A 19117-nucleotide genomic window follows, 5' to 3' on the forward strand; every position below is an offset into this window, starting at 1 on the left:
AAAATGGCCTGCAACGCCTTCGTCCAGATCAGCCAGGACGGCACGGCCTTCCAGCTCAGAGACGAAAGCCTCTGCATCAACGGCACCTGAACCAGACCAGGACGGCCGACACAGCCACGCAGCGGGCAGGCGCCACGCACAGTCCGGCGCCTGCCCGGTTACCGGCCCCTCCTTCAGGACCGACCGCCGATGAGCCGCGCGGTCTCCCGCGCGATCTTCTGCAGAGACTCGTCCGGCAGCGGAGTGGCCAGTTTCGGGCTGACCGGCCCGCGCGGCCGCAGTACGGCATGCACGCCGGCAGCCAGCAGCGCGCCGATCAGCGGGGCGACGATGAACAGCCAGAGCTGGCTGAGGGCCCAGCCGCCGCTGAGCAGCGCCGGCCCGATGCTGCGTGCGGGGTTGACGGACGCGCCGTCGACGGGAATGGCGACCAGGTTGGCGACGCCCAGCGCCACACCGATCGCCAGCCCGGCGACGCCGAGCGGCGCCCAGAGATCGGTGGCCACGAGAACGGTGAGAACCAGCAGCGCGGTGACGATGATCTCGATGACGAATGCGCCCGCCCAGCCGAAACCGCCGGGTGAATGCACACCAAAGCCGTTGGCTCCCAAACCCTGCGCCGAGGCCGAGTATCCGACGGCATTGGTGTCGGCGATGAACCACACGACCGCGGCCGCGAGAACACCACCCAGGCACTGCGCGATGATGTAGCCGACCGCGAGCCGCGGCCCGATCCGGTGCGATGCCAGCAGCCCCACCGTCACCGCCGGATTCACATGGCACCCGGAGATGGGGCCGATCGTGTAGACGAGGGCCAGGAGCGTCAGGCCGAACGCCAGGGCCACCTCCAGCACGCCCACACCGGTCCCACCCAGCACGGCTGTGCCCAGCCCGGCCAGGATCAGCGCGAAGGTCCCCAGCCCCTCGGCGAAATACCGTCTCATTTCTACCCGTCCGATCCAGATGGCGATGTCACCCCGAATGGCGTTGTCACCATGGCGATGCCACCGAAACTCTCACCGAATGACGATCGTGCGAAGGTATGGGTACCCGTGGTCTCTGCTTCACCTGTTCCGGGTGACCCGAAACGTCACCCCGCGCCGCGCCAGGGAAGCGGCGGATTACCGACAGTTCCGAGATATCCCGTCGCGGGCCCGAGAGCTTCGGAACTCGTTTGGCAGCGGCCATAACGGGCAGCCGGGCCCCGCGGGGAATACCGCCTCCGCATTACGGGGAAGCAGCACTGCGTGTGCATCCTCAGCGCCGCCTGGAACGAATCTCCGTGGAACGAGCCCGGCTGGGACGGGCGATGACGGCCGCCGCCACCCGGCGCTCGCTGCCCGACCTTCTCGCCTGGATGGAACGGCTGCGCCAGCGCGGCGCCGTTCACCACGACGACAGCCAGCAGTGCTGGCAGGTCCTCGGCCATCCCGAGGCCAGCACCGTCCTGGCCGAGCACACCACCTTCTCCTCCGATGTCGGCGGTCTGGCACCGCGGTCGGCCGAGATCGAGCTGTTCCGGCGGGGCAACTTCCTGCGCAGCGACCCGCCCGAGCACCGGCGGCTGCGTGGCCTGGCCAGCCACGCGTTCACCCCGAGAACCGTCGCCGGACTGGCCCCGCACATCGCTGACATCACCAGCGAGCTACTCGACGCCACCGGTGATCGCGGCCGTATCGACCTCATCGACGAGCTCGCCTACCCGCTGCCGGTGATCGTGATCGCCGAGCTCCTCGGCCTGCCCGCGAACGACCGGCCGATGTTCCGGCGCTGGGCCGACCTCATGTTCGATCGCGCCGCGACCAACCCGGACGAATCGCTGACCAGACTCGCCGAGGCGAACACCCGCGCTATCGCGCCGGTGGTGCGGGACATGAACGCCTACCTGCTCGAACACATCCGCCGCGCCCGGGCCCACCCGGGGAATGACCTCACCACCCGGCTGGTCCAGGCGGAGATCGACGGCCAGCGGCTCGTCGACGAGGAGATCGTCGGTTTTGTCGGCCTGCTGCTGCTCGCCGGGCACATCACCACCACCGCCACGCTCGGCAACACCGTCCTGACCCTCGACCAGCACCCCCGGGCTGCCGCCGAGGTGCGGGCCGACGCCGATCTGCTGCCCGCCGTCATCGAGGAGTCCCTGCGGCTGCGGACCCCGTTTCCGCGCCTGCTGCGCCAGACGTCCCGCCCAGCCCAGCTCGGCGGCGCGGACATCCCCGCCGGTTCGATGGTCGCCGTCTGGCTCGCGGCGGCCAACCGGGACGAGCGGGTCTTCCCCGACCCCGACCGGTTCGACCCGCACCGCTCACCGAATCCACACCTGGCCTTCGGGCACGGCATCCACTTCTGCCTCGGCGCACCCCTGGCCAGGCTGGAGGCACGGATCGCACTCGGCCTCCTGCTGGCGCGCTTTCGCGACATCCAGGTGGCCACCGACGCCCCCGTCGAGCAGCGCGACCCCTGGACAATGGTCAGCCTGAACAAGCTCCCGTTGGACGTCCGGCGGCGGTGAGCGGACCCCGAGACGGTGGTCACGGTCTGCCACACTGCAGGAATGGTGTCTTCGCGTCCGCCGCAGCCGCGGACCCGCCGAAGCGGGCGGCCCAGCAGGGAGGAGACCGAGCGGCTCGACCGGGACGTCCGCCAGCACGCGCTGCGGCTCTTTCTCGACCTCGGCTACGAGGGCACCTCGATGGACGCGATCGCGCGCGCCGCGGGCACCACCAAGGCGTCTCTCTACGCCCGCTACCCGAGCAAGGAAGCCGTGTTCAACGCGGTGTTCGAGTGGGCGATGGCGCGACGGGACTGGCCCGTCCCCGACCCGGAGGCTCCCGGCCTCGGTGATCTGGAGGGCGCCCTCAACGCAGTCGCCGACGCCGCGGTCCGGCGCGCCCTCGATCCAACCATGATCAAATTCAGTCGGATCGCCATCGCCCAGGCCTCCCGCTTCCCCGCGCTGGCCCGGCACGGCCAGACCGTGGCGTTCTGGCCCCGCCAACAGCTCGTCGCGGACCTGCTGCGCAGGCACGCCGCCACCGGCGCGATCGCCGCCGAGGATCCGAGCGCCCTCGCCGAGCACTTTCTCGGCATGGTCTCCAGCACGCCCGCGCGGCTCGCGTCGTTTGGGATCATCCGCCCCCCCGAGGAGCAGGAACGGCACACCCGTGAGATCGTCCGGCTGTTCCTGCGCGCCCTGCGCCCCTGACCCGCCCTCCCGCACGGGCGCGCAGGCTCGCGGGCGCGCGGCTCAGCCGGGGACGGCCCCGGCGGGCGGCTGGCAGCGCGGGCACCAGAACAGGTTGCGCCCCGCCAGCCGGGTGCCCCGCACGTCCGTCCCGCAGATCAGGCAGGCCTGCCCCGACCGGCGGTAGACATACACCTCGCCGCCGTGCTCGTCGACCCGCGGTGGCCGTCCCATCGCCTCCGGCATGTGCTCCGGCCGCACCGTGTCGATCCGCCCCGACCGGACCCCGTCCGCCATCAGCAGGACGAGGTCGCCCCAGACCTGCTCCCACTGCGGCGGGGTGACATCCCGGCCCGCCACGAACGGGTCCACCCCCGCGCGGAACAGCACCTCGGCCCGGTAGATGTTGCCCGGCCCCGCCACCACCGCCTGGTCCATCAGCAGCTGGGCGATCGCGGTCCGGCTGCGGGCGATCTTCCGCCGGGCCGGCTCCGGGTCGGCGTCGGCACGCAGCGGATCCGGGCCCAGCCGGTCCAGCAGCGCCTTCACCTCGCCGGGTTCGAGCAGCTCACAGGCGTTCGGCCCACGCAGGTCAGCCCACCCGTTGCCGGAAATCAGCCGCAGCCGGACGGCTCCGGTCGGTTCCGGTGGCAGCCCCGCGCCCAGCTGGCACTTGCCATAGATCCCGAGGTGGATGTGCAGCACCCGGTCGTCGTCGAAGCGGAGCAGCAGGTGCTTGCCGTACGCCTCAGCCTCGGTGAGCACCCGCCCGTCCAGCAGGGCCGCCCCGGCGGCGAACCGGCCCTGCGGGCTCGCCACCCGCACCGGCTGGCCACCGAACACCCGCTGATGGGCGTCGGCGAGTCTGCGCACGGTGTGACCTTCAGGCATGGCCCGCAGAGCATACCGATCCGGACGGATCTCCCCGGCCCCGGAGCCGGAGCCGGCTCCGGGGCCGGGGCCGGGGCATCAGGGTTTCCTCGGTTCCCCGAAGGCACGTGAGCACTGTCACTGCGGGGTCGCCGAATCATTCCTCGATAGACGGTCCGGGGTGTGTTCGTTGACTCCCCAAATGAAAAAGGTTGTGCCGTTCGCACTCGCTTTCAGCATGCTTCCATGCCCACCTGGCAGATGTCTCCCCTGATCACACGCACACATCTACGTTCTCACTACCCCCGACGGGGGTGGCGAACAGTGGAGGCGGCGGATCCTGACGACGCCCGCGGTGGACATCCAGCCGGGGGCGCTACCCAGGTGGGACCACCCGTCGACGTGTGCCGGGTCACCTACAGAACGGAGCGGTCACCCATGGGTGGAGAAAGCGGAACCGGTGAACTTCCGATGGGCCCCGCCACGCGGCCGGTGCCCTTCCAGCCGATGCCCTTCCAGCCGCGACCGGGCCGTCCCGCCACCGGCCCGGTCCCCCCGCCCGACTCGCCGATGGACCGTACTGTGCACATCCCGCGCCCCCGGGATCTCATGGACCCCGATCTCCTCCGTCTCGGTCCCGGCCTCGCCCGGCCCGCCGGGCACAGTGGACACAGCGGGCCAGGCGGGAGCAGCGGCCTCGAGAACGTCACGGGTGCCCCTCAGGTCGGCGGGGCCGTCCCGGCCACCGGCGCCCCGGTGCCGCCCCTGAGCGGCGACGCCCGGCGCGGCGCCGCCGGCATCGGATCGCGCCCCGGCGCGACAGGCACCGCCACCGGCACGGGCCCGCGCGCGGGCGCGGGCGCGGGCACCGGCCCAGGCGGGGGCGCAGGTGCAGGCACGCGCGGCACCGCGGAGCCGACGCTGCGTGGAAGCGTGCCGCCGGGGCTGCGCAGGGCCACGGGCACCGGGCAGGGCGATGTCCTGCGCACGTTCGTGACGTCGGTGCGGCCGGACATGCGCCGCTGGTACACGATCTGCGACCCGGGCGCGCTCGGCGTGGGGCCACGCCCGGCCGCCGTCCATGGTTACGGCGGGCCGAACGGCGTGGCCGTACCGTCCACCCCGCCGCCTGGCCGAAGCGCGCCCGCCCGGAACAGCACCCGCTACTCCACCCGGTGCCCGTACGAGTACGAATCCGAGGCAGCGCGGGCCGATCTCGCCGAGCAGCGGTCGGTGCGGGTCGCCACCACCGTGGCCGTCGCCGTGATCGCCCTCGCGCTGGTCATGCTCGGCCTCATGGCCTTTGGGACCACGATGTAGTCGGCCGAGCCGGCACCTCCGCCCGCGCCTGCCCCCGCCTCCCACCCGCGACCGCGCCGCCGGGGGCCCCTTCAGCCGCTGTCTGCCCCGTCGCTGCCGTCCTTGAGAAGGTCGACGACGTCCAGCAGCTCCGTCTGGACACCGGAGGCCGCGAAATCCGGTGCTGCGGCCCTCCGACGCGGATCATCGCGGTAGGCAAGGAACCCGTCCCGGCTCTCGAACGAGATCAGGTGCACTTCGGTCCGCCCGTCCACCGATCGCACCCGGCGGTCAAGCCACCCGCCATGGCAGGCGAGAAGGGGCAGCACGGACTTCTCGTATGCGTCGAAGGCGCCCAGCCCACCCTCGGGAATTCGGGCGATCATCAGGAAGGTCACCGTCACGAGACCATCCTGGCGAAGCCTCCCCTGGCCTCCGCCAGCCCGCCAGCCCGCCGGCCCTCAGGTTGCCCCGATTCCAAGGACGTAGCACCGTAGCTACCTACGGTAGTCGATTCGGGGGTGGACGGGATGGACAGGGTCGAGATGCTGCCGGCGATCCCGCTGTCGGCCTGGGCAGGCACGAAGGAGACGCTGCACCGCTATCTACAGGTGATCGGGAAGGTCCGGCTGGCCGCCAGCCAGCGCCGCAACCACTGGTGGAACGTTCCGCTGCACCTCACCGGACGGGGCATCACCTCGCGGCCGATGGGCCAGGTCGACGGCAACCCGATCTTCACCATCGACGTCGATCTCGTCTCGCACGAGCTGGACGTCCACCGCATCGACGGCGAGCGGGTCACCTTTCCCCTCGCCGGCGGGTCCGTCGCCTCGTTCTACGCGCACCTGACGCGGGCCCTGCGCGATCTTGATATCACTGTGCACCTTGATCATCCGCACCCCTTCGACCTGGCCGACTCCGGGCGCCCGTTCGCCAAGGACACCGAGCACGCCGCCTACGACCCGGCGATGGCCCTGCGGTACTGGCAGACGCTCAGCCAGGTCTTCCTGCTGCTGGAGGAGTTCGCCGCCGGGTTCTCCGGCAAGGTCAGCCCGGTGCACCACTTCTGGCACACCTTCGACGTGGCGCACACCCGGTTCCGTGACCGTGCCGTCGCGCCGGCGCCTGGCACGGACGCGGTGACCCGTGAGGCCTACTCGCGGGAACTGATCAGCTCGGGCTTCTGGTTCGGCGACGAGATGCTGCCCGAACCGGCGTTCTACTCGTACACCAGCCCGGAGCCGCCCGGCCTCGCCGAGACGCGCCTGCACCCGTCGGGCGCGCGGTGGATGGAACGCGGCGGCAGCCATCTGGCCGTGCTCCCGCTGTCCGCGCTGACGGACGGCTCGGCGGCCCAGCGGCGCTCCGCCGTCCTGGCCTTCCTCGGTGACGCCTATCAGGCCGGTGCGGTCCTCGCCGGCTGGGACATCGACCGCTACGCCTCCCCAGGCGGGGTCACCGACCCGGAGCTGCTCCCGGCCCGTGTCACCCAGGGGGCGGCCGGCGGGGCAGGTCCGTCCCGTTGAGCCAGGCGAGCACGGCGAGCACGCGGCGGTTGTCGTCGGCGGCCGGCGGCAGGTCGAGCTTGGTGAAGATGCTGTTGGTGTGCTTGCCGACCGCCTTCTCGGTGATGACGAGCCGGGCCGCGATGGCCGTGTTGGACCGCCCCTCGGCCATCAGTGTCAGGACCTCGCGCTCGCGGGCGGTGAGCCGGTCGAGCGGCTGCTCGCGCCGGGTGACGAGCCGGGCGACGACCTCGTGGTCCAGCACCGTCCCGCCGGACGCCACCTGGCGCACCGCGGCGAGGAACTCGTCGACGTCGGCGACCCGGTCCTTCAGCAGGTAGCCGACCGCCCCGTCACCGGAGGCGAGCAGGTCCCGCGCATAGAGCGGCTCGACCCACTGGCTCAGTACCAGCACCGGCAAAGGTCCGGAGCCGGAGCCGGGGCCGGCACGCGGGCGGCGGTGGGCCTGGCCGCGGGCCCGCCGGGCGTCGATCGCCGCCTGAAGCCCCTCGGTCGTCCGCGTCGGGGGCAGCCGGACGTCCACGATCGCGATGTCGACGTCGTCGCGGGTCAGCGCCGCGGTGAGCGCGGGCCCGTCCTCGACCGCCTCGACAACGTCGACGCCACCCGCCGCGAGGATGCGGACGATCCCGACCCTCAGCAGGGCCTGGTCCTCGGCGACGACGGCTGTCAGCGGACCCGGCGGAACTGCCGGGCCCGCCGGAACTGCCGGACCCGGCGGACTCCCCGGGCTCAGGTCCGGCACGGGATCTCCAGGGTGGCGGTGGTCGGCCCCCCGACGGGGCTGTCGACGCGGAACGTCCCGTCGAACGCGGCGAGGCGGCGAGCCACCCCGGTCAGGCCGGCACCGGTGGCGTCCGCGCCGCCGACGCCGTCGTCACCGACGACGAGCCGCAGCAGCGTGCCGTCGTAGCTGCCGGCGACCTGGGCGAACGTCGCGCCGGCATGCTTGATCGTGTTGGCGAGGCACTCCACCACCGCGAAGTACGCGGCGGACTCCACCGGGTCGGGCAGCCGCCGGTCGATGGTGAGGGAGACCGTGACCGGCAGCGGGAGCGTCAGCGCGAGTGCCTCGACGGCGCCGGCGAGCCCGCGGTCGGCGAGCACCGGCGGATGGATGCCGCGCACCACCGCCCGCAGGTCCTCCAGCGCGGAGACGGTCGTCGCGCGGGCCTCACGCAGCAGTTCGACCGCCGCCTCCGGGTCGCTGCCGACGAGCTTCTCGGCGAGGCCGACGCTCATGCCGACGGCCGCGATCCGGGCCTGCGCCCCGTCGTGCAGGTCGCGTTCGATCCGCCGGATCTCGGCGGACGAGTGGTCGAGCGCCGCACTGCGCGTCTCCGTCACCTGTTCGACCCGCCGTTCCAGCTCGGCGACCCGGGAGCCGCCGAGGATGCCCCGCTCCGTGAGCGCCCGGGCCCGGACCAGCACCGGGGTGACCAGCCACCACACGTAGAGCGCGGGCCCGGAGAGCAGCGCCAGCAGCAGCCACACCCAGCCGGGATCGAGCACGAGCAGCAGCAGGTACATGACCGGCCCCGTCAGCAGAGCCGGCGGAACGAGCGACATGGCGAAGCCACCGCTCGCGGAGAACCACAGGAAGGCCACGTCGCGCCAGCGGGCCCCATCCCGCAGCCAGTGCAACGGACGGGCCAGCAGGACGAGACCGGAGGTGTCTGCGTACTCGGCGGTGAGTCGATGGCCGAGCAGTGCGCCGCTGACGCGCCGATGGGCGGCGGTGAGCGCGGCGGTCGCCGGCACCACCCCGAGGGCGAGGACGAGGCCGACGGTCAGCGGCCCCGACGCGACGGCGAGAACGGACAGGATCGCCAGGGCCAGCGACGGCGCCATCGACAGGGCGTAGCCGAGCGAGACGGCGGTCAGGCGGAGCCGCTCGCGCAGTGCGGCAGTGGTGACCGGTGCCAGGCCGATGCCACCGATCGGCGCGAGCAACCCGCGACGGCCCTCGGCCCCGCCGCCGACCACCTCGCGGTTCGCCGGACCAGCACTCGCCCGACCAGCGCTGACGGGACCAGCGCTGACGGGACCGGTGCTCACAGGACCGGTGCTCACGGAACCAGTATCGCGGCGGAGCGGGTGGCGCGGCGGACGAGTGTGCGCGCGGTGAGCATGGTCAGCGCGGCCACACCGGCGACGAGCAGGGGCGGTAGCCACAGCTGCCCGTCCGGCAGCACACCCTCGCCCCGCGCCAACCCGAACGGGATGATCGTGGCCAGCGACCCGACCAGCCCGAGCACGACTCCGACCGCCGCCACCAGCGCGGCCTCGGCCACCACCGACCGCTCGATCTGCGCGCGGGTGCCGCCGACCAGCCACAGCTGGCGCAGCTCCGCCCGCCGGTGCGCGACCACCGCGGCGAACGAGTTGACCACCATGATCGCCGCGAACAGGCTGATCATGCCGACCACCACGTTGTTGAGCAGGTTGATCGTCTCGGTGCCTTCCGGTGGCTCCCCGACGAGCGTGCGCCCGTCCGCGCCGACCAGCATCAGCGTGCCGACCGCACCGGACGTCAGCACCACCACCGGGCCGAGCACCCCGCCGAGCAGGTGCGCGCGCCGCGACGCGGTGTAGCCGGCCAGGTAACCGGCGCCGTCGCCACCGCCGAGGAAGGGGCGGGCCAGCCGGGCGCCGACCGGCAGCAGCAGCGGCCCGAGCAGGGCCAGCCCGACACCGACCAACAACGAGCTCGAGCCGGACGTCGCCATCGCGTCGTACGGGTCGTCGGAGTTGCCGCTCACCGTCACCGTGACGACACCCATGCCCAGCCCGTACGCGATCAGGACGAGCGCCAGCGCCACCCGCCACCGGCGGGTCGGACGTGCCCCGGCGAGGTCGTCGGCGGCGGTGACCGAGGCGGGCCCGCGGGTCGCCCGGCGGCCGGCGATCGCCGCCGCGACCAGGCAGACAGCCAGAATCCCCGCCACCGTGAGCGGCAGCGACACCGCGCCGCCGCCGAACTCGACATCGCTCACCACGTCGCCCGCGACCAGCGCGGCGAGCAGCGCCCGCCCGCCGGCGGCGGCGAGCAGCGCCCCGAGCGCCGCGGCCATCAGGCAGACCCCCAGCGTCTCCGCCCGCACCAGCCGGCGAGCCTGCCGCGGGGTGGCACCGATCGTGCGCAGCAGGCCGATCTCGACGTCGCGCTGGCCGACCGTCAGCCCGACCGTGGACGCGACCGAGAACAGCACGATCACCGCACCCCAGCCACCGACGACGGCGCCCATCACGGTGAGGGACTCCGCGTCCTGCGCCGGCACCGGGCCGGCGGCCGTCTCCACCAGCGTCGCGAACGACCCGACGAGCGCCGTGCCGAGCAGTACGGCGACGAACGTGGCGGTGAACGCCGCGTAGCGGTGCCGCAGCGAGCGCACCGCAAGCCAGACCACGCCCATCACGCCACCCACTCGTCGAGACGGGCCAGCTGGCCGGCGACCGCGGTGGCGGTGGGGCGGTCCATCCGGCCCGCGACCCGCCCGTCCACCAGGAACAGCACCGTGTCGGCGTACGCCGCGGCGACCGGGTCGTGGGTGACCATGACGACGGTCTGGCCCAGCTCGTCGACACAGCCGCGCAGCAGCTCCAGCACGGACGCGGCCGTGGCCGAGTCCAGCGCGCCGGTCGGCTCGTCGGCGAGGATCACCGCCGGGTCCGCGACCAGCGCCCGCGCGATCGCGACCCGCTGCCGCTGCCCGCCCGACATCGCGGCCGGCAGGTGCCCGGCCCGCTCGCCGAGCCCGACCCGCTCCAGCAGGGCGCCCACCCGCACCCGGTCCGGACGCCGCCCGGCGAGGCGCAGCGGCAGGCCGACGTTCTGCGCGGCCGTCAGGTAGGGCATCAGGTGGAAGCCCTGGAAGACGAAGCCGATCCGCTCCCGACGCAGCCGGGTGCGGCGCTCCTCGTCCCAGTCGGTGATGTCCGCGCCGTCGAGCACCACCCGGCCGGACGTCGGCGGCTCCAGCCCCGCGGCACAGGTCAGGAAGGTGGACTTGCCCGAGCCCGAGGGTCCCATGACCGCGGTGAAGGTGCCGCGGGCGAAGGCCGCGGACACCCCGGCCAGCGCGGCGACCGAGCCGGTCCCCTCGCCGTAGGTGCGCGCCAGATCATGTACTTCGAGGACGGCGGTGGAGGCGTTCAACGTGTGCTCCCAGGGGTGGAAGGCCGGTGTGAACCTGCACCCACGACGTTATGGATCATGCTCCTCCCGGTCGATGGGCCCAGACCGCGTCCTGCCGGTGGGGTTCTCCCCACCCCCGGCCCGCTCCCCTGGCTAGAGGGGCCGCCCGCCGCCGGGCTCCGCCAGCTCCGCGGGAGGGTCACCGACGGCGACGACGACCAGTGAGGTCACCGTGCGGGTGAGCGCGACGTAGAGACGACGCAGCCCGTGCGTCCGCAATGGCTCGCCCTCGATGACGGCGGCCGGGTCGGCCAGCACCACGTGGTCGAACTCCAGCCCCTTCGCCAGGGAGGCCGGTACCAGTGACACCCGATGGGGAGCGGTGTCGCCCGTCAGCTCGACGAAGGGCAGCCCGGCGGCGCGCAGCGCCGCACCGATCACGGCCGTCTGCCCGTCGGGCACCACCACCGCCGTCGAGCCCTCGTGCGCCAGCACCCGGCGGGCGTACGCCGCCACCTCCGCCGCGAGCGTGCCCGAGGCTGCCCGCACCACCGTCAGCGCACCCGCCACGCTCCGGACCGAGGTCGCCGCCGGCACGCTCGCCGCGATGTGCGGCAGCAGCCGGTTCGCGAACTCCAGGACCTGCGCGGGCACCCGGTGACTGCGTTCGAGCACCTCAAGATGCGCGGCTGGTTTGCCGAGGTGGCCCAGCGTGGTCGCCCAGGAGCCCGCGGCCCAGGCGGTGGTCCCCTGCGCCAGGTCGCCCAGGACGGTCAGCGACCCGTCCGCGCACCGGCGCCCGATCGCCCGGCACTGCATCGCCGACAGGTCCTGGGCCTCGTCGACGATCACATGGCCGTAGCCGGGGACGCGCTCGATCAGGTTCCGCGCCTCGTCGACGCAGTAGGCGTCCGCCAGCGACCACCGGGTGGTGCGGGCACGGGAGGCGGCGTGGGCGTCGAGCAGAAGAGCCTGCTCGGCCCGCGTCAGCACGCCGTCGGCCGCCGCGGCCAGGAAGGGCGGGTCCGTCAGCAGCCGGCGGACGAGCTTCGCGCCGTCGGCCTTCGGCCAGATCGCCTCGACGGCCTCGCGGACCGCCCGCCCGCGGGCGAGTGTCTCGATCCCGCCGTCGCTGATGTGCGTTCCGGCAAGCTCCGCCCGCCGCGCCGCCGCGGCGGCGATCCGCCGGGCGAACATGGCCCGGCCGGCGCCGTACCCGAAGGCGCCCGAGCGGGTCGCGCGGAGCAGGTCCGCGACATCGTCCGCGCCGACCGTCCAGCGGCCCTCCCGCGCGGCCACCGTGACGGGCCCGGTCACGTCGCCGATGGCGCCGTGGAGGGCGCGGTGGATCACGACGGCCATCCGCGCGTCGCCCTTCAGCGCCGCGACGTCGTCCGGGTCCGTGGCCCGCACGGGTGTGCCGTCCAGAAGGTCGCCCACGCTGCGCTGCTCGACGGTGAACTCCCCCAGCGTCGGCAGCACCGCCGCGATGTACCCGAGGAAGGCGCGGTTGGGACCGACGACGAGGACGCCCGAGCGCCGCAGTCGCTCGCGGTACGTGTACAGCAGGTACGCGGCCCGGTGCAGGCCCACGGCGGTCTTGCCCGTCCCCGGAGCACCCTGGACGCAGATGCTCACCTCGAGGTCCGCCCGGACGATCTCGTCCTGCTCCGGCTGGATCGTCGCGACGATGTCCCGCATCGGCCCGGACCGGGGCCGCTGGATCTCCCGCTCCAGCAGGCTCCCACCGGCCCCCTCGCCCGCCCCGTCCGCCGCTCCGGGGCCATCGGGGCCATCGGGCTGGAGCACCTCGTCCTCGAAGGCGGTGAGCTCTCCGTCCACAAAACCGAAGCGGCGCCGCGCGCGGACGTCCATCGGGTCGGCCCGGTGCGCGCGGTAGAACGGGCGGGCCACACCGGCCCGCCAGTCGACCACCAGGGGATCGTCGCCCGCGTCCTCCCGGACATGGCGGCGCCCGAGGTACACCGGCTGGGCCGGCACCGCGGAGGATTCGCCGGTCCGGTAGTCGAGACGTCCGAAGAACAGCGGCACCGCGCCGTCGTGCGCGGTGAAGGTGGCCAGCCGGCGTGCCTTGTCGGCCCGCAGGTACGCGATCGTCACCTTGTCCACGACCGGGTCTCCGCCGGGGATGTCGGTGTCCCGTGCCTGCTCGTGCATCCCGCGCAGTGCACGCAGGCCACGTCGCAGGTACGCGCGCTCCGCCGACAGCTCCTCGGTGTTCTCGGTGTTCTCGGCGTTCTCGGAGCTCTCGGCGTTCTCGGCGCTCTCGGCGTTCTCCGCGTTCTCGGCGTTCATCGGAACTCCTGACCTCCGTCCGGGCAGCTGCGTCCCGCGGGTTCACGCGAACTCGGACAGCCCCTTCCGCAGCGCCCCGAAGGCCAGCCGGGCCTCCGTGACGGCGTCGGGGAGAACGTCGGCGGCGACGGCCCGGGGCTCGGAGAGCCGGCGCCAGTTCTCCCGGGCGAGCACGCGGCGGACGGCCAGGATCTGGCTCGCTGCCAGGGCCGCGGCGAGATCACCAGCGGTCGGCACGGCCTCGCCGAGGGCGGCCGCCAGTGCCTCCTCGTCCCGCGCCGCGTACTGCGCCACCCGCCCGGCCAGGCTCGGGGTGGCAAAGACCATCCCGTGGAAGGCGAGGACCTCCGGGTGGTCGTTGAGACCGGTCACCGGGTCATGCCGCGCCAGGCCGGCGAGGAGGTGCTCCTCCAGCGCGGGCAGCGGCGCGGTGCCTGGCGGCCGGGCCCGTACCACCCGGGCGGCCTCGCCGTCATGGTCGGCGATGCGATGGAGGACGAGGTCCTCCTTGGTGGGGAAGTACGCGAACAGCGTCGGTTTCGAGACCTCCGCCGCGGCTGCCACCTCGGCGACGGACACGTTGTCGAACCCGCGCTCAAGGAACAGCGCGATGGCCGCCGCCGACAGTGCGTCGTGGGTGCGCTGCTTCTTCCGCTCCCGCAGCCCTACCGGCTCCCGGGTCACCGCGGGCGCCGGGTCACATCCCGCCCACCGGTGCCGCCCTTCGCCCACCCGTCAGCCGACGGGCTCTCCGACCTGGCCCGTGACCGGTTCCACGACCTCTTCCGCTACCTCTTCCACGGCCGGCCTCCCGGCCCACACCTGGGCGCATCCCTGGCACCTCCACCGATCACGACCGACCCGCGATCAATCCACGGCCCGTCGAAAAAATCTTTACCGAGTCATTTATTTGCCTCGGATCGTACCTGAACCCGGTAAGGAGAAGTCCGGCCGCCAGGTGTCCACCTTGACAGGTAGCGGAATATGGATTCCACTTCTCGGTGGTCGAGGCGGATGCCCGCCGGCCAGGGCGGCCGCCTGGTGCTCCGGGGCGGCGCGGAAGGGGTAATGAATGGGACCCGGTACCTACCGGTTGACCTTCGGGGTCGTCATGGCGGGGACGGCGGCGTTCGCGCTGCTGCAGTCGCTCGTCGGTCCGGTGCTGCCGACGATCCAGCGGGAGCTGCACACCGACCAGAACACGGTCACCTGGGTGATGACCTCCTATCTCCTCGCGGCCTCGGTGGCCACGCCGATCCTCGGCCGCGTCGGCGACATGATCGGCAAGAAGAAGGTCTTCGTCTTCGCCCTGCTGCTCCTCGGCCTGGGTGCGCTCGTGTCGGCGCTGGCCACGGGCATCGGGCTGATGATCGTCGGTCGGGTGATCCAGGGGTGCGGCGGTGCGATCCTGCCGCTCTCCTTCGGGATCCTGCGCGACGAGCTGCCCGCGGAGAAGCTCGGCTCCGCCGTCGGCGTCGTGGCCGCGCTGACCGCCGTCGGCGGCGGGGTCGGTCTGGTGCTCGCCGGTCCGATCGAGTCGGCCTTCGGCTATCACTGGCTGTTCTGGGCGCCGATGATCGTCATTCTGCTCGCCGCGGCCGCCGCCGCGAAGTTCGTCCCGGAGTCGCGCAACCGCAGGCCCGGGCGGGTCAGCTGGTTCGGCGGCGTCCTGCTCGCGGGCTGGCTCATCGCCCTGCTGCTCGGCGTCAGCGAAGGCAGGAACTGGGGCTGGACGTCGCCGGCGGTCCTGGGGCTGTTCGCCGCGGCGCTCGTGCTGGGCGCCCTGTGGCTGATCTCCGAGGACCGTGCCCGCGAGCCGCTGATCGACCTGAAGATGATGCGGCTGCGCCCGGTGTGGACGGCGAACCTCGTGGCTCTGCTGTTCGGCATGGGCCTGTACGGGACGATGTCGTTCCTGCCGGCGTTCCTGCAGACGCCGACCAGCACCGGCTACGGCCTGGGAGCAAGCGTCACCGAGTCCGGTCTCTACGCCCTGCCCATGACGCTCACGATGTTCCTCATGAGCATGGTCAGCGGGCGGGTGACGGCGGCGGTCGGGTCGCGGGTCGCGGTGGTCGGCGGGTCACTGCTCAGCGTTCTCCCGCTGGTCATGTTCGCCTACGTCAACGACCACGCCTGGCAGATCGTGCTCGCGTCCTCGTTGTTCGGCGTGGGGATGGGGTTCGTCTTCGCCGCGATGGCGAACATCATCGTCGAGTCCGTCCCGCCGACGCAGACCGCGGTGGCGAGCGGCATGAACGCGAACATCCGGACCATCGGCGGCTCGATCGGCGCCGCCGTGATGGCGGTGCTGGTCGCCGGCGGCGCGAGCGCGGGCGGGCTGCCCCAGGCGAGCGGCTACAGCCACGGGTTCCTGTTCCTCGCCGTGGCGAGCGCTGTCGCCGCCCTGGTGGCGTTGCTCATTCCCCGCGTCAGGAACGAGACTGTCATTCTGAGGCGCTCGGGCGCCCACGAGCATCCGGAGACGGCGCTCGTCGCCGGGGCCGAGCTGGTCGACTAGCGGAGGCTCCGACGGCCCCGCGGCCGAGGCCGGTCGACCAGCCAGCAGGAGGGGACGCATGAGCAGCCTGAGCGCACCGGCACCGGCACCGGCACCGGCCGACGGCAGCCCGGCGGGTGGGTCCGGCGACCAGCCGGTGGGCGGGGCCGGCGCCCGGCCGCCTCGCCTGCGGCAGGACGCGGCGCGCAACCGCGACCGGATCATCAGCGCCGCCTGCGCCGTCTTCGCCGAGCGCGGCCTCGACGCCTGCGTGGAGGACATCGCCCGCCGGGCCGGGGTGGGGGTCGGCACGCTCTACCGCCGGTTCCCCACCAAGGAGCATCTGCTCCGCCAGATCGCCGAGGATCTGCTGCGCGAGCTGTTGGACGGTGCCCGCGCCGAGCTCGGTGCCGCCGACGGCGCGGGCCTGGAGCGGACGCTGCGCCAGTGCGCGCTTCTGCAGGTCAGCAAGCGCGGCTACATGATGCGGGCGTTCGACACGGCGATGCCCGACGAGCTGCGCACCGCGTTCCGCGCGACGCTCGGCGAACTGCTCACCGCGGCCCAGGCCGCCGGCGCGATCCGCCCGGACGTCACCACGCTGGACGTCGTCATGATTCTCTGGTCGCTCCGCGGCGTGATCGACATGTCCGCCGACACCAGCCCGGCGGCCGTCCAGCGCTACATGGATCTGCTGCTGGCGGCGCTGCGCCCCGGGGGCGCCCCGCTCACGCATCCACCCGTCACCAACATCTGACAGCCCGCGCGTTCGGAGACCGCACTGTCCAGGCAGTGCGACGGCTCCGGAACGCGTACGGCCCGGCCCGGCGCCTCACGACGCCAGCCGGGCCGGGCCGGTACCTGGATCGCGTCAGTGCATGACCACAGGGCCGTCCATCGGACGTCCGCTGGACCGGATCAGCGGGGCCGCCAGCGCGCCGAGCAGGGCGATCACGGCCCCCACCAGCAGGGCGACGTGCAGGCCGGACATGAAGGCGGCGTGGGCGCCCGCGGTCACCGCGTCGGCGAGCTGCGCGGAGGCACCCGGCGGCACAGGCGCGAGACCCTGGGTGACAGCTTCGCCGCTCTGGGCGACCTGGGCGGCGACGTCCGCGGGAGCTCCGGCGTTCACCGTCTTCTGGGCGAGCACACCGTCGACCCGCGCGGCCAGGATCGAGCCGAGCACGGACGTGCCGATCGCGCCGCCGAGCTGCATGGCGGTGCTCTGCAGACCGCCGGCCACGCCGGAGAGCTCCAGCGGCGCGTTCCCCACGATCGCCTCGGCCGAGGCGACCGCCACGAACGCGATGCCGATGCCGATGCCGAGCAGCGGCGGCCACAGCAGCATGTAGGACGAGTCCGTGGCGAGGCCCGTCATCCAGAACAGGGCGGCGGACGTCAGCAGCATGCCGATCCCGATCGGCACCCGCGGGCCGTAGCGGGTGGTGAGCGAGGCTGCGACGGGGCTGCCGAACATGAAGACCACCGTGAGCGGGAGCAGCCGCACACCGGTCTCCACAGCCGAGTATCCGTGGACGTTCTGCAGGTAGAGCGTGAGGAAGAACAGCACGCCGAACATCGCGAAGAAATTGACCATCACCAGCACGCTGCCGAGGGAGACCGACCTGTCGCGGAACAGCGACATCGACAGCAGTGGCTGGGACACGCGCAGCTCGACGAGGACGAAGAGCACCAGCAGCACCGCGGCACCGCCGAGGAAACCGATCGTGTTCAGACTGCCCCAGCCCCACGACTGCGCCTTGACCACGCCATAGACGAGCGCGAACAGACCACCGGAGAGCAACACCAGGCCGGCCGGGTCGAACTTCTGGCCGGGCTCCTCGTTGCGGCTCTCCCGCACCACCGCGATGCCGACGACCAGCGCGATCACGCCGACCGGGACGTTCAGGTAGAACACTGACTCCCAGGAGACGTTCTCGATCAGCAGGCCACCGACGATCGGCCCGGCCGCGATGGAGATCGCGGAGCTCGCGCTCCAGATGCCGATCGCGGAGTTCAGCCGCTCGGCGGGGAAGACCGAACGCAGCAGCGCCAGCGTGTTCGGCATCAGCAGCGCGCCGAACACGCCCTGCAGCGCGCGCCACACGATGACCTCACCGATGCTGCCGGACAGGCCGACCATCAGCGAGGTCGCCGCGAACCCGGCGATGCCGACGAGGAAGACCTTCTTGCGGCCGAAACGGTCACCGAGCTTGCCGCCGACGATCAGCAGGACGGCCAGCGCCAGCAGGTAGGAGTTGGTCACCCACTGCAGGCTCTGCAGGCTGGCATCCAGGTCGCGGGCGATGAACGGGTTCGCGATCGACACGACGGTGCCGTCAAGACCCACCATGATCACGCCGAGGGCGACACTGACCAGGGTCAGCCACGGGTTGGACCGCAGCTGTTCCAGCCTGCCGGGCTGCTTCCCCGCGCCGGTCGGCGTCCCCGCCCTGCCGGCAGACCGCCGCCGGGCAGGCGCGGAAGAGGGTGCGGTCATCAAGCTCTCCACTCAGTTCGAAGGGGGCTCGTCAAGCCTCACACCCCGACAGGAAAGTGGCAACCGTGTGCCATTTAACATTCGACTGCCACGATTGCTAGGATGACCGCCTGAAAGGGGGTGCCGGCGATGGGTCTTCGAGAAGCGAAGAAGGAACGCACACGCGAGGCACTCGCCGCCGCCGCCACCCGGCTGTTCACGGAACGTGGCTACGAGGCGACGACGATCGAGGACATCGCCGCCGCGGCCGAGGTCTCGCCGCGCACGTTCTTCCGCTACTACCCGACGAAGGACGACGTCGTCACCGAGATCTTCCGGATGGGCGGCTTCGAGACCATGGTGGCGGCCCGCCCGTCCGACGAGCCGGTCATCGCGTCGTTACGCGCCGCGGCCATGACCGTGCTCGGGGAATGCGCCGAGAACCCCGTGCCCACCCTCGCCGTGCTGCGCATGGTCGCCAGCCAGCCGGCGCTGCGCACCCGCCTCGCCGAGGCGCAGCGGGAGTGCACCGCCGTGCTGACCACCTCGATCACCACCCGGCTGGGGGCCGCGCACGACCCGCTCCTCCCCCGGCTGCTCACCAACTGGGCGCTCGCCACCCTGGATGCCGTGCTCACCCACTGGGAGTCCGCCGACGGCCAGCTCGATCTGCTCGAGCTCACCGGGCGGGCCTTTGACCGGCTCGCCCCGGCCCTCGACGCCATTCTCGTCAGCGCCGACAGTCAGGCCACACACGCGGCCAGCACGACCGTTTCCTGACACCGTGCGCCCCGGTCGCGAGCCG

17 protein-coding genes are annotated in these 19117 nt (G+C 72.7%); 7 read left to right on the plus strand and 10 right to left on the minus strand.

The window, feature by feature from the left end; all coding sequences use genetic code 11:
• Nucleotides 1-173: 173 nt before the first annotated feature.
• Complete coding sequence (locus AB1460_RS12785) at nucleotides 174-944, minus strand: aquaporin (RefSeq protein WP_368961325.1); 771 nt, start codon at nucleotides 942-944, stop codon at nucleotides 174-176.
• Between the two features lie 365 nt (nucleotides 945-1309).
• Between AB1460_RS12785 and AB1460_RS12790 the strand changes: the two genes are divergently transcribed.
• Nucleotides 1310-2512: a cytochrome P450 gene (locus AB1460_RS12790; protein WP_368961396.1), complete on the plus strand. Its 1203-nt coding sequence runs from the start codon at nucleotides 1310-1312 to the stop codon at nucleotides 2510-2512.
• 42 nt (nucleotides 2513-2554) lie between these two features.
• Complete coding sequence (locus AB1460_RS12795; protein ID WP_368961326.1) at nucleotides 2555-3205, plus strand: TetR/AcrR family transcriptional regulator; 651 nt, start codon at nucleotides 2555-2557, stop codon at nucleotides 3203-3205.
• A 42-nt stretch (nucleotides 3206-3247) separates the two neighbouring features.
• Here the strand turns inward: AB1460_RS12795 and AB1460_RS12800 are convergent, their stop codons facing one another.
• Nucleotides 3248-4075 (minus strand): Fpg/Nei family DNA glycosylase, encoded by an 828-nt coding sequence (locus AB1460_RS12800; protein ID WP_368961328.1) that lies wholly within the window; start codon nucleotides 4073-4075, stop codon nucleotides 3248-3250.
• A gap of 588 nt (nucleotides 4076-4663) precedes the next feature.
• Here AB1460_RS12800 and AB1460_RS12805 point away from each other — a divergent pair.
• Nucleotides 4664-5374, plus strand: a complete 711-nt coding sequence (locus AB1460_RS12805) for a hypothetical protein (protein WP_368961329.1) — start codon at nucleotides 4664-4666, stop codon at nucleotides 5372-5374.
• Nucleotides 5375-5445: 71 nt separating this feature from the next.
• On the opposite strand, the gene AB1460_RS12810 is transcribed toward AB1460_RS12805, so the two are convergent.
• Nucleotides 5446-5757 carry a hypothetical protein gene (locus AB1460_RS12810; protein WP_368961330.1) on the minus strand — a complete coding sequence of 104 codons (312 nt, stop codon included), beginning with the start codon at nucleotides 5755-5757 and terminating at the stop codon, nucleotides 5446-5448.
• Between the two features lie 126 nt (nucleotides 5758-5883).
• Here AB1460_RS12810 and AB1460_RS12815 point away from each other — a divergent pair, with 126 nt between their 5' ends.
• Complete coding sequence (locus tag AB1460_RS12815) at nucleotides 5884-6879, plus strand: DUF5996 family protein (RefSeq protein ID WP_368961331.1); 996 nt, start codon at nucleotides 5884-5886, stop codon at nucleotides 6877-6879.
• Here the strand turns inward: AB1460_RS12815 and AB1460_RS12820 are convergent.
• The 6 genes from AB1460_RS12820 to AB1460_RS12845 all read right to left on the minus strand — a co-directional run bounded on the left by AB1460_RS12820 (nucleotide 6839) and on the right by AB1460_RS12845 (nucleotide 14017).
• Nucleotides 6839-7552 carry a LuxR C-terminal-related transcriptional regulator gene (locus AB1460_RS12820; protein WP_368961398.1) on the minus strand — a complete coding sequence of 238 codons (714 nt, stop codon included), beginning with the start codon at nucleotides 7550-7552 and terminating at the stop codon, nucleotides 6839-6841. The two genes, AB1460_RS12815 and AB1460_RS12820, sit on opposite strands and share 41 nt — an antisense overlap.
• 59 nt (nucleotides 7553-7611) lie before the next feature.
• Complete coding sequence (locus AB1460_RS12825) at nucleotides 7612-8937, minus strand: sensor histidine kinase (protein WP_368961333.1); 1326 nt, start codon at nucleotides 8935-8937, stop codon at nucleotides 7612-7614.
• 11 nt (nucleotides 8938-8948) lie between these two features.
• Nucleotides 8949-10295: an FtsX-like permease family protein gene (locus AB1460_RS12830; RefSeq protein WP_368961399.1), complete on the minus strand. Its 1347-nt coding sequence runs from the start codon at nucleotides 10293-10295 to the stop codon at nucleotides 8949-8951.
• Nucleotides 10295-11038, minus strand: a complete 744-nt coding sequence (locus tag AB1460_RS12835) for an ABC transporter ATP-binding protein (protein WP_368961334.1) — start codon at nucleotides 11036-11038, stop codon at nucleotides 10295-10297. Before AB1460_RS12835 ends, AB1460_RS12830 begins: the two co-directional genes overlap by 1 nt.
• 132 nt (nucleotides 11039-11170) lie before the next feature.
• Nucleotides 11171-13333: a HelD family protein gene (locus AB1460_RS12840; protein WP_368961336.1), complete on the minus strand. Its 2163-nt coding sequence runs from the start codon at nucleotides 13331-13333 to the stop codon at nucleotides 11171-11173.
• 42 nt (nucleotides 13334-13375) lie between these two features.
• The gene (locus tag AB1460_RS12845; RefSeq protein WP_368961338.1) at nucleotides 13376-14017 is read right to left on the minus strand and encodes a TetR/AcrR family transcriptional regulator; all 642 of its coding nucleotides are present in this window, start codon (nucleotides 14015-14017) and stop codon (nucleotides 13376-13378) included.
• A 388-nt stretch (nucleotides 14018-14405) separates the two neighbouring features.
• Between AB1460_RS12845 and AB1460_RS12850 the strand changes: the two genes are divergently transcribed.
• Both AB1460_RS12850 and AB1460_RS12855 read left to right on the plus strand, forming a co-directional pair.
• A complete protein-coding gene (locus tag AB1460_RS12850; RefSeq protein WP_368961339.1) occupies nucleotides 14406-15854 on the plus strand; it encodes an MFS transporter in 1449 nt (482 codons plus the stop codon).
• Nucleotides 15855-15912: 58 nt separating this feature from the next.
• On the plus strand, nucleotides 15913-16590 hold the full coding sequence (locus AB1460_RS12855) for a TetR/AcrR family transcriptional regulator (RefSeq protein WP_368961341.1): 678 nt from the start codon (nucleotides 15913-15915) through the stop codon (nucleotides 16588-16590).
• A 114-nt stretch (nucleotides 16591-16704) separates the two neighbouring features.
• Here AB1460_RS12855 and AB1460_RS12860 read toward each other — a convergent pair whose 3' ends face one another.
• On the minus strand, nucleotides 16705-18333 hold the full coding sequence (locus AB1460_RS12860) for an MFS transporter (protein ID WP_368961342.1): 1629 nt from the start codon (nucleotides 18331-18333) through the stop codon (nucleotides 16705-16707).
• A 129-nt stretch (nucleotides 18334-18462) separates the two neighbouring features.
• On the opposite strand from AB1460_RS12860, the gene AB1460_RS12865 reads away from it, so the two are divergent.
• Complete coding sequence (locus tag AB1460_RS12865; RefSeq protein WP_368961343.1) at nucleotides 18463-19092, plus strand: TetR family transcriptional regulator; 630 nt, start codon at nucleotides 18463-18465, stop codon at nucleotides 19090-19092.
• The last annotated feature ends 25 nt before the right edge of the window (nucleotides 19093-19117 follow it).

The organism is Parafrankia sp. FMc2 (assembly GCF_041008525.1).
Lineage (GTDB): Bacteria > Actinomycetota > Actinomycetes > Frankiales > Frankiaceae > Parafrankia.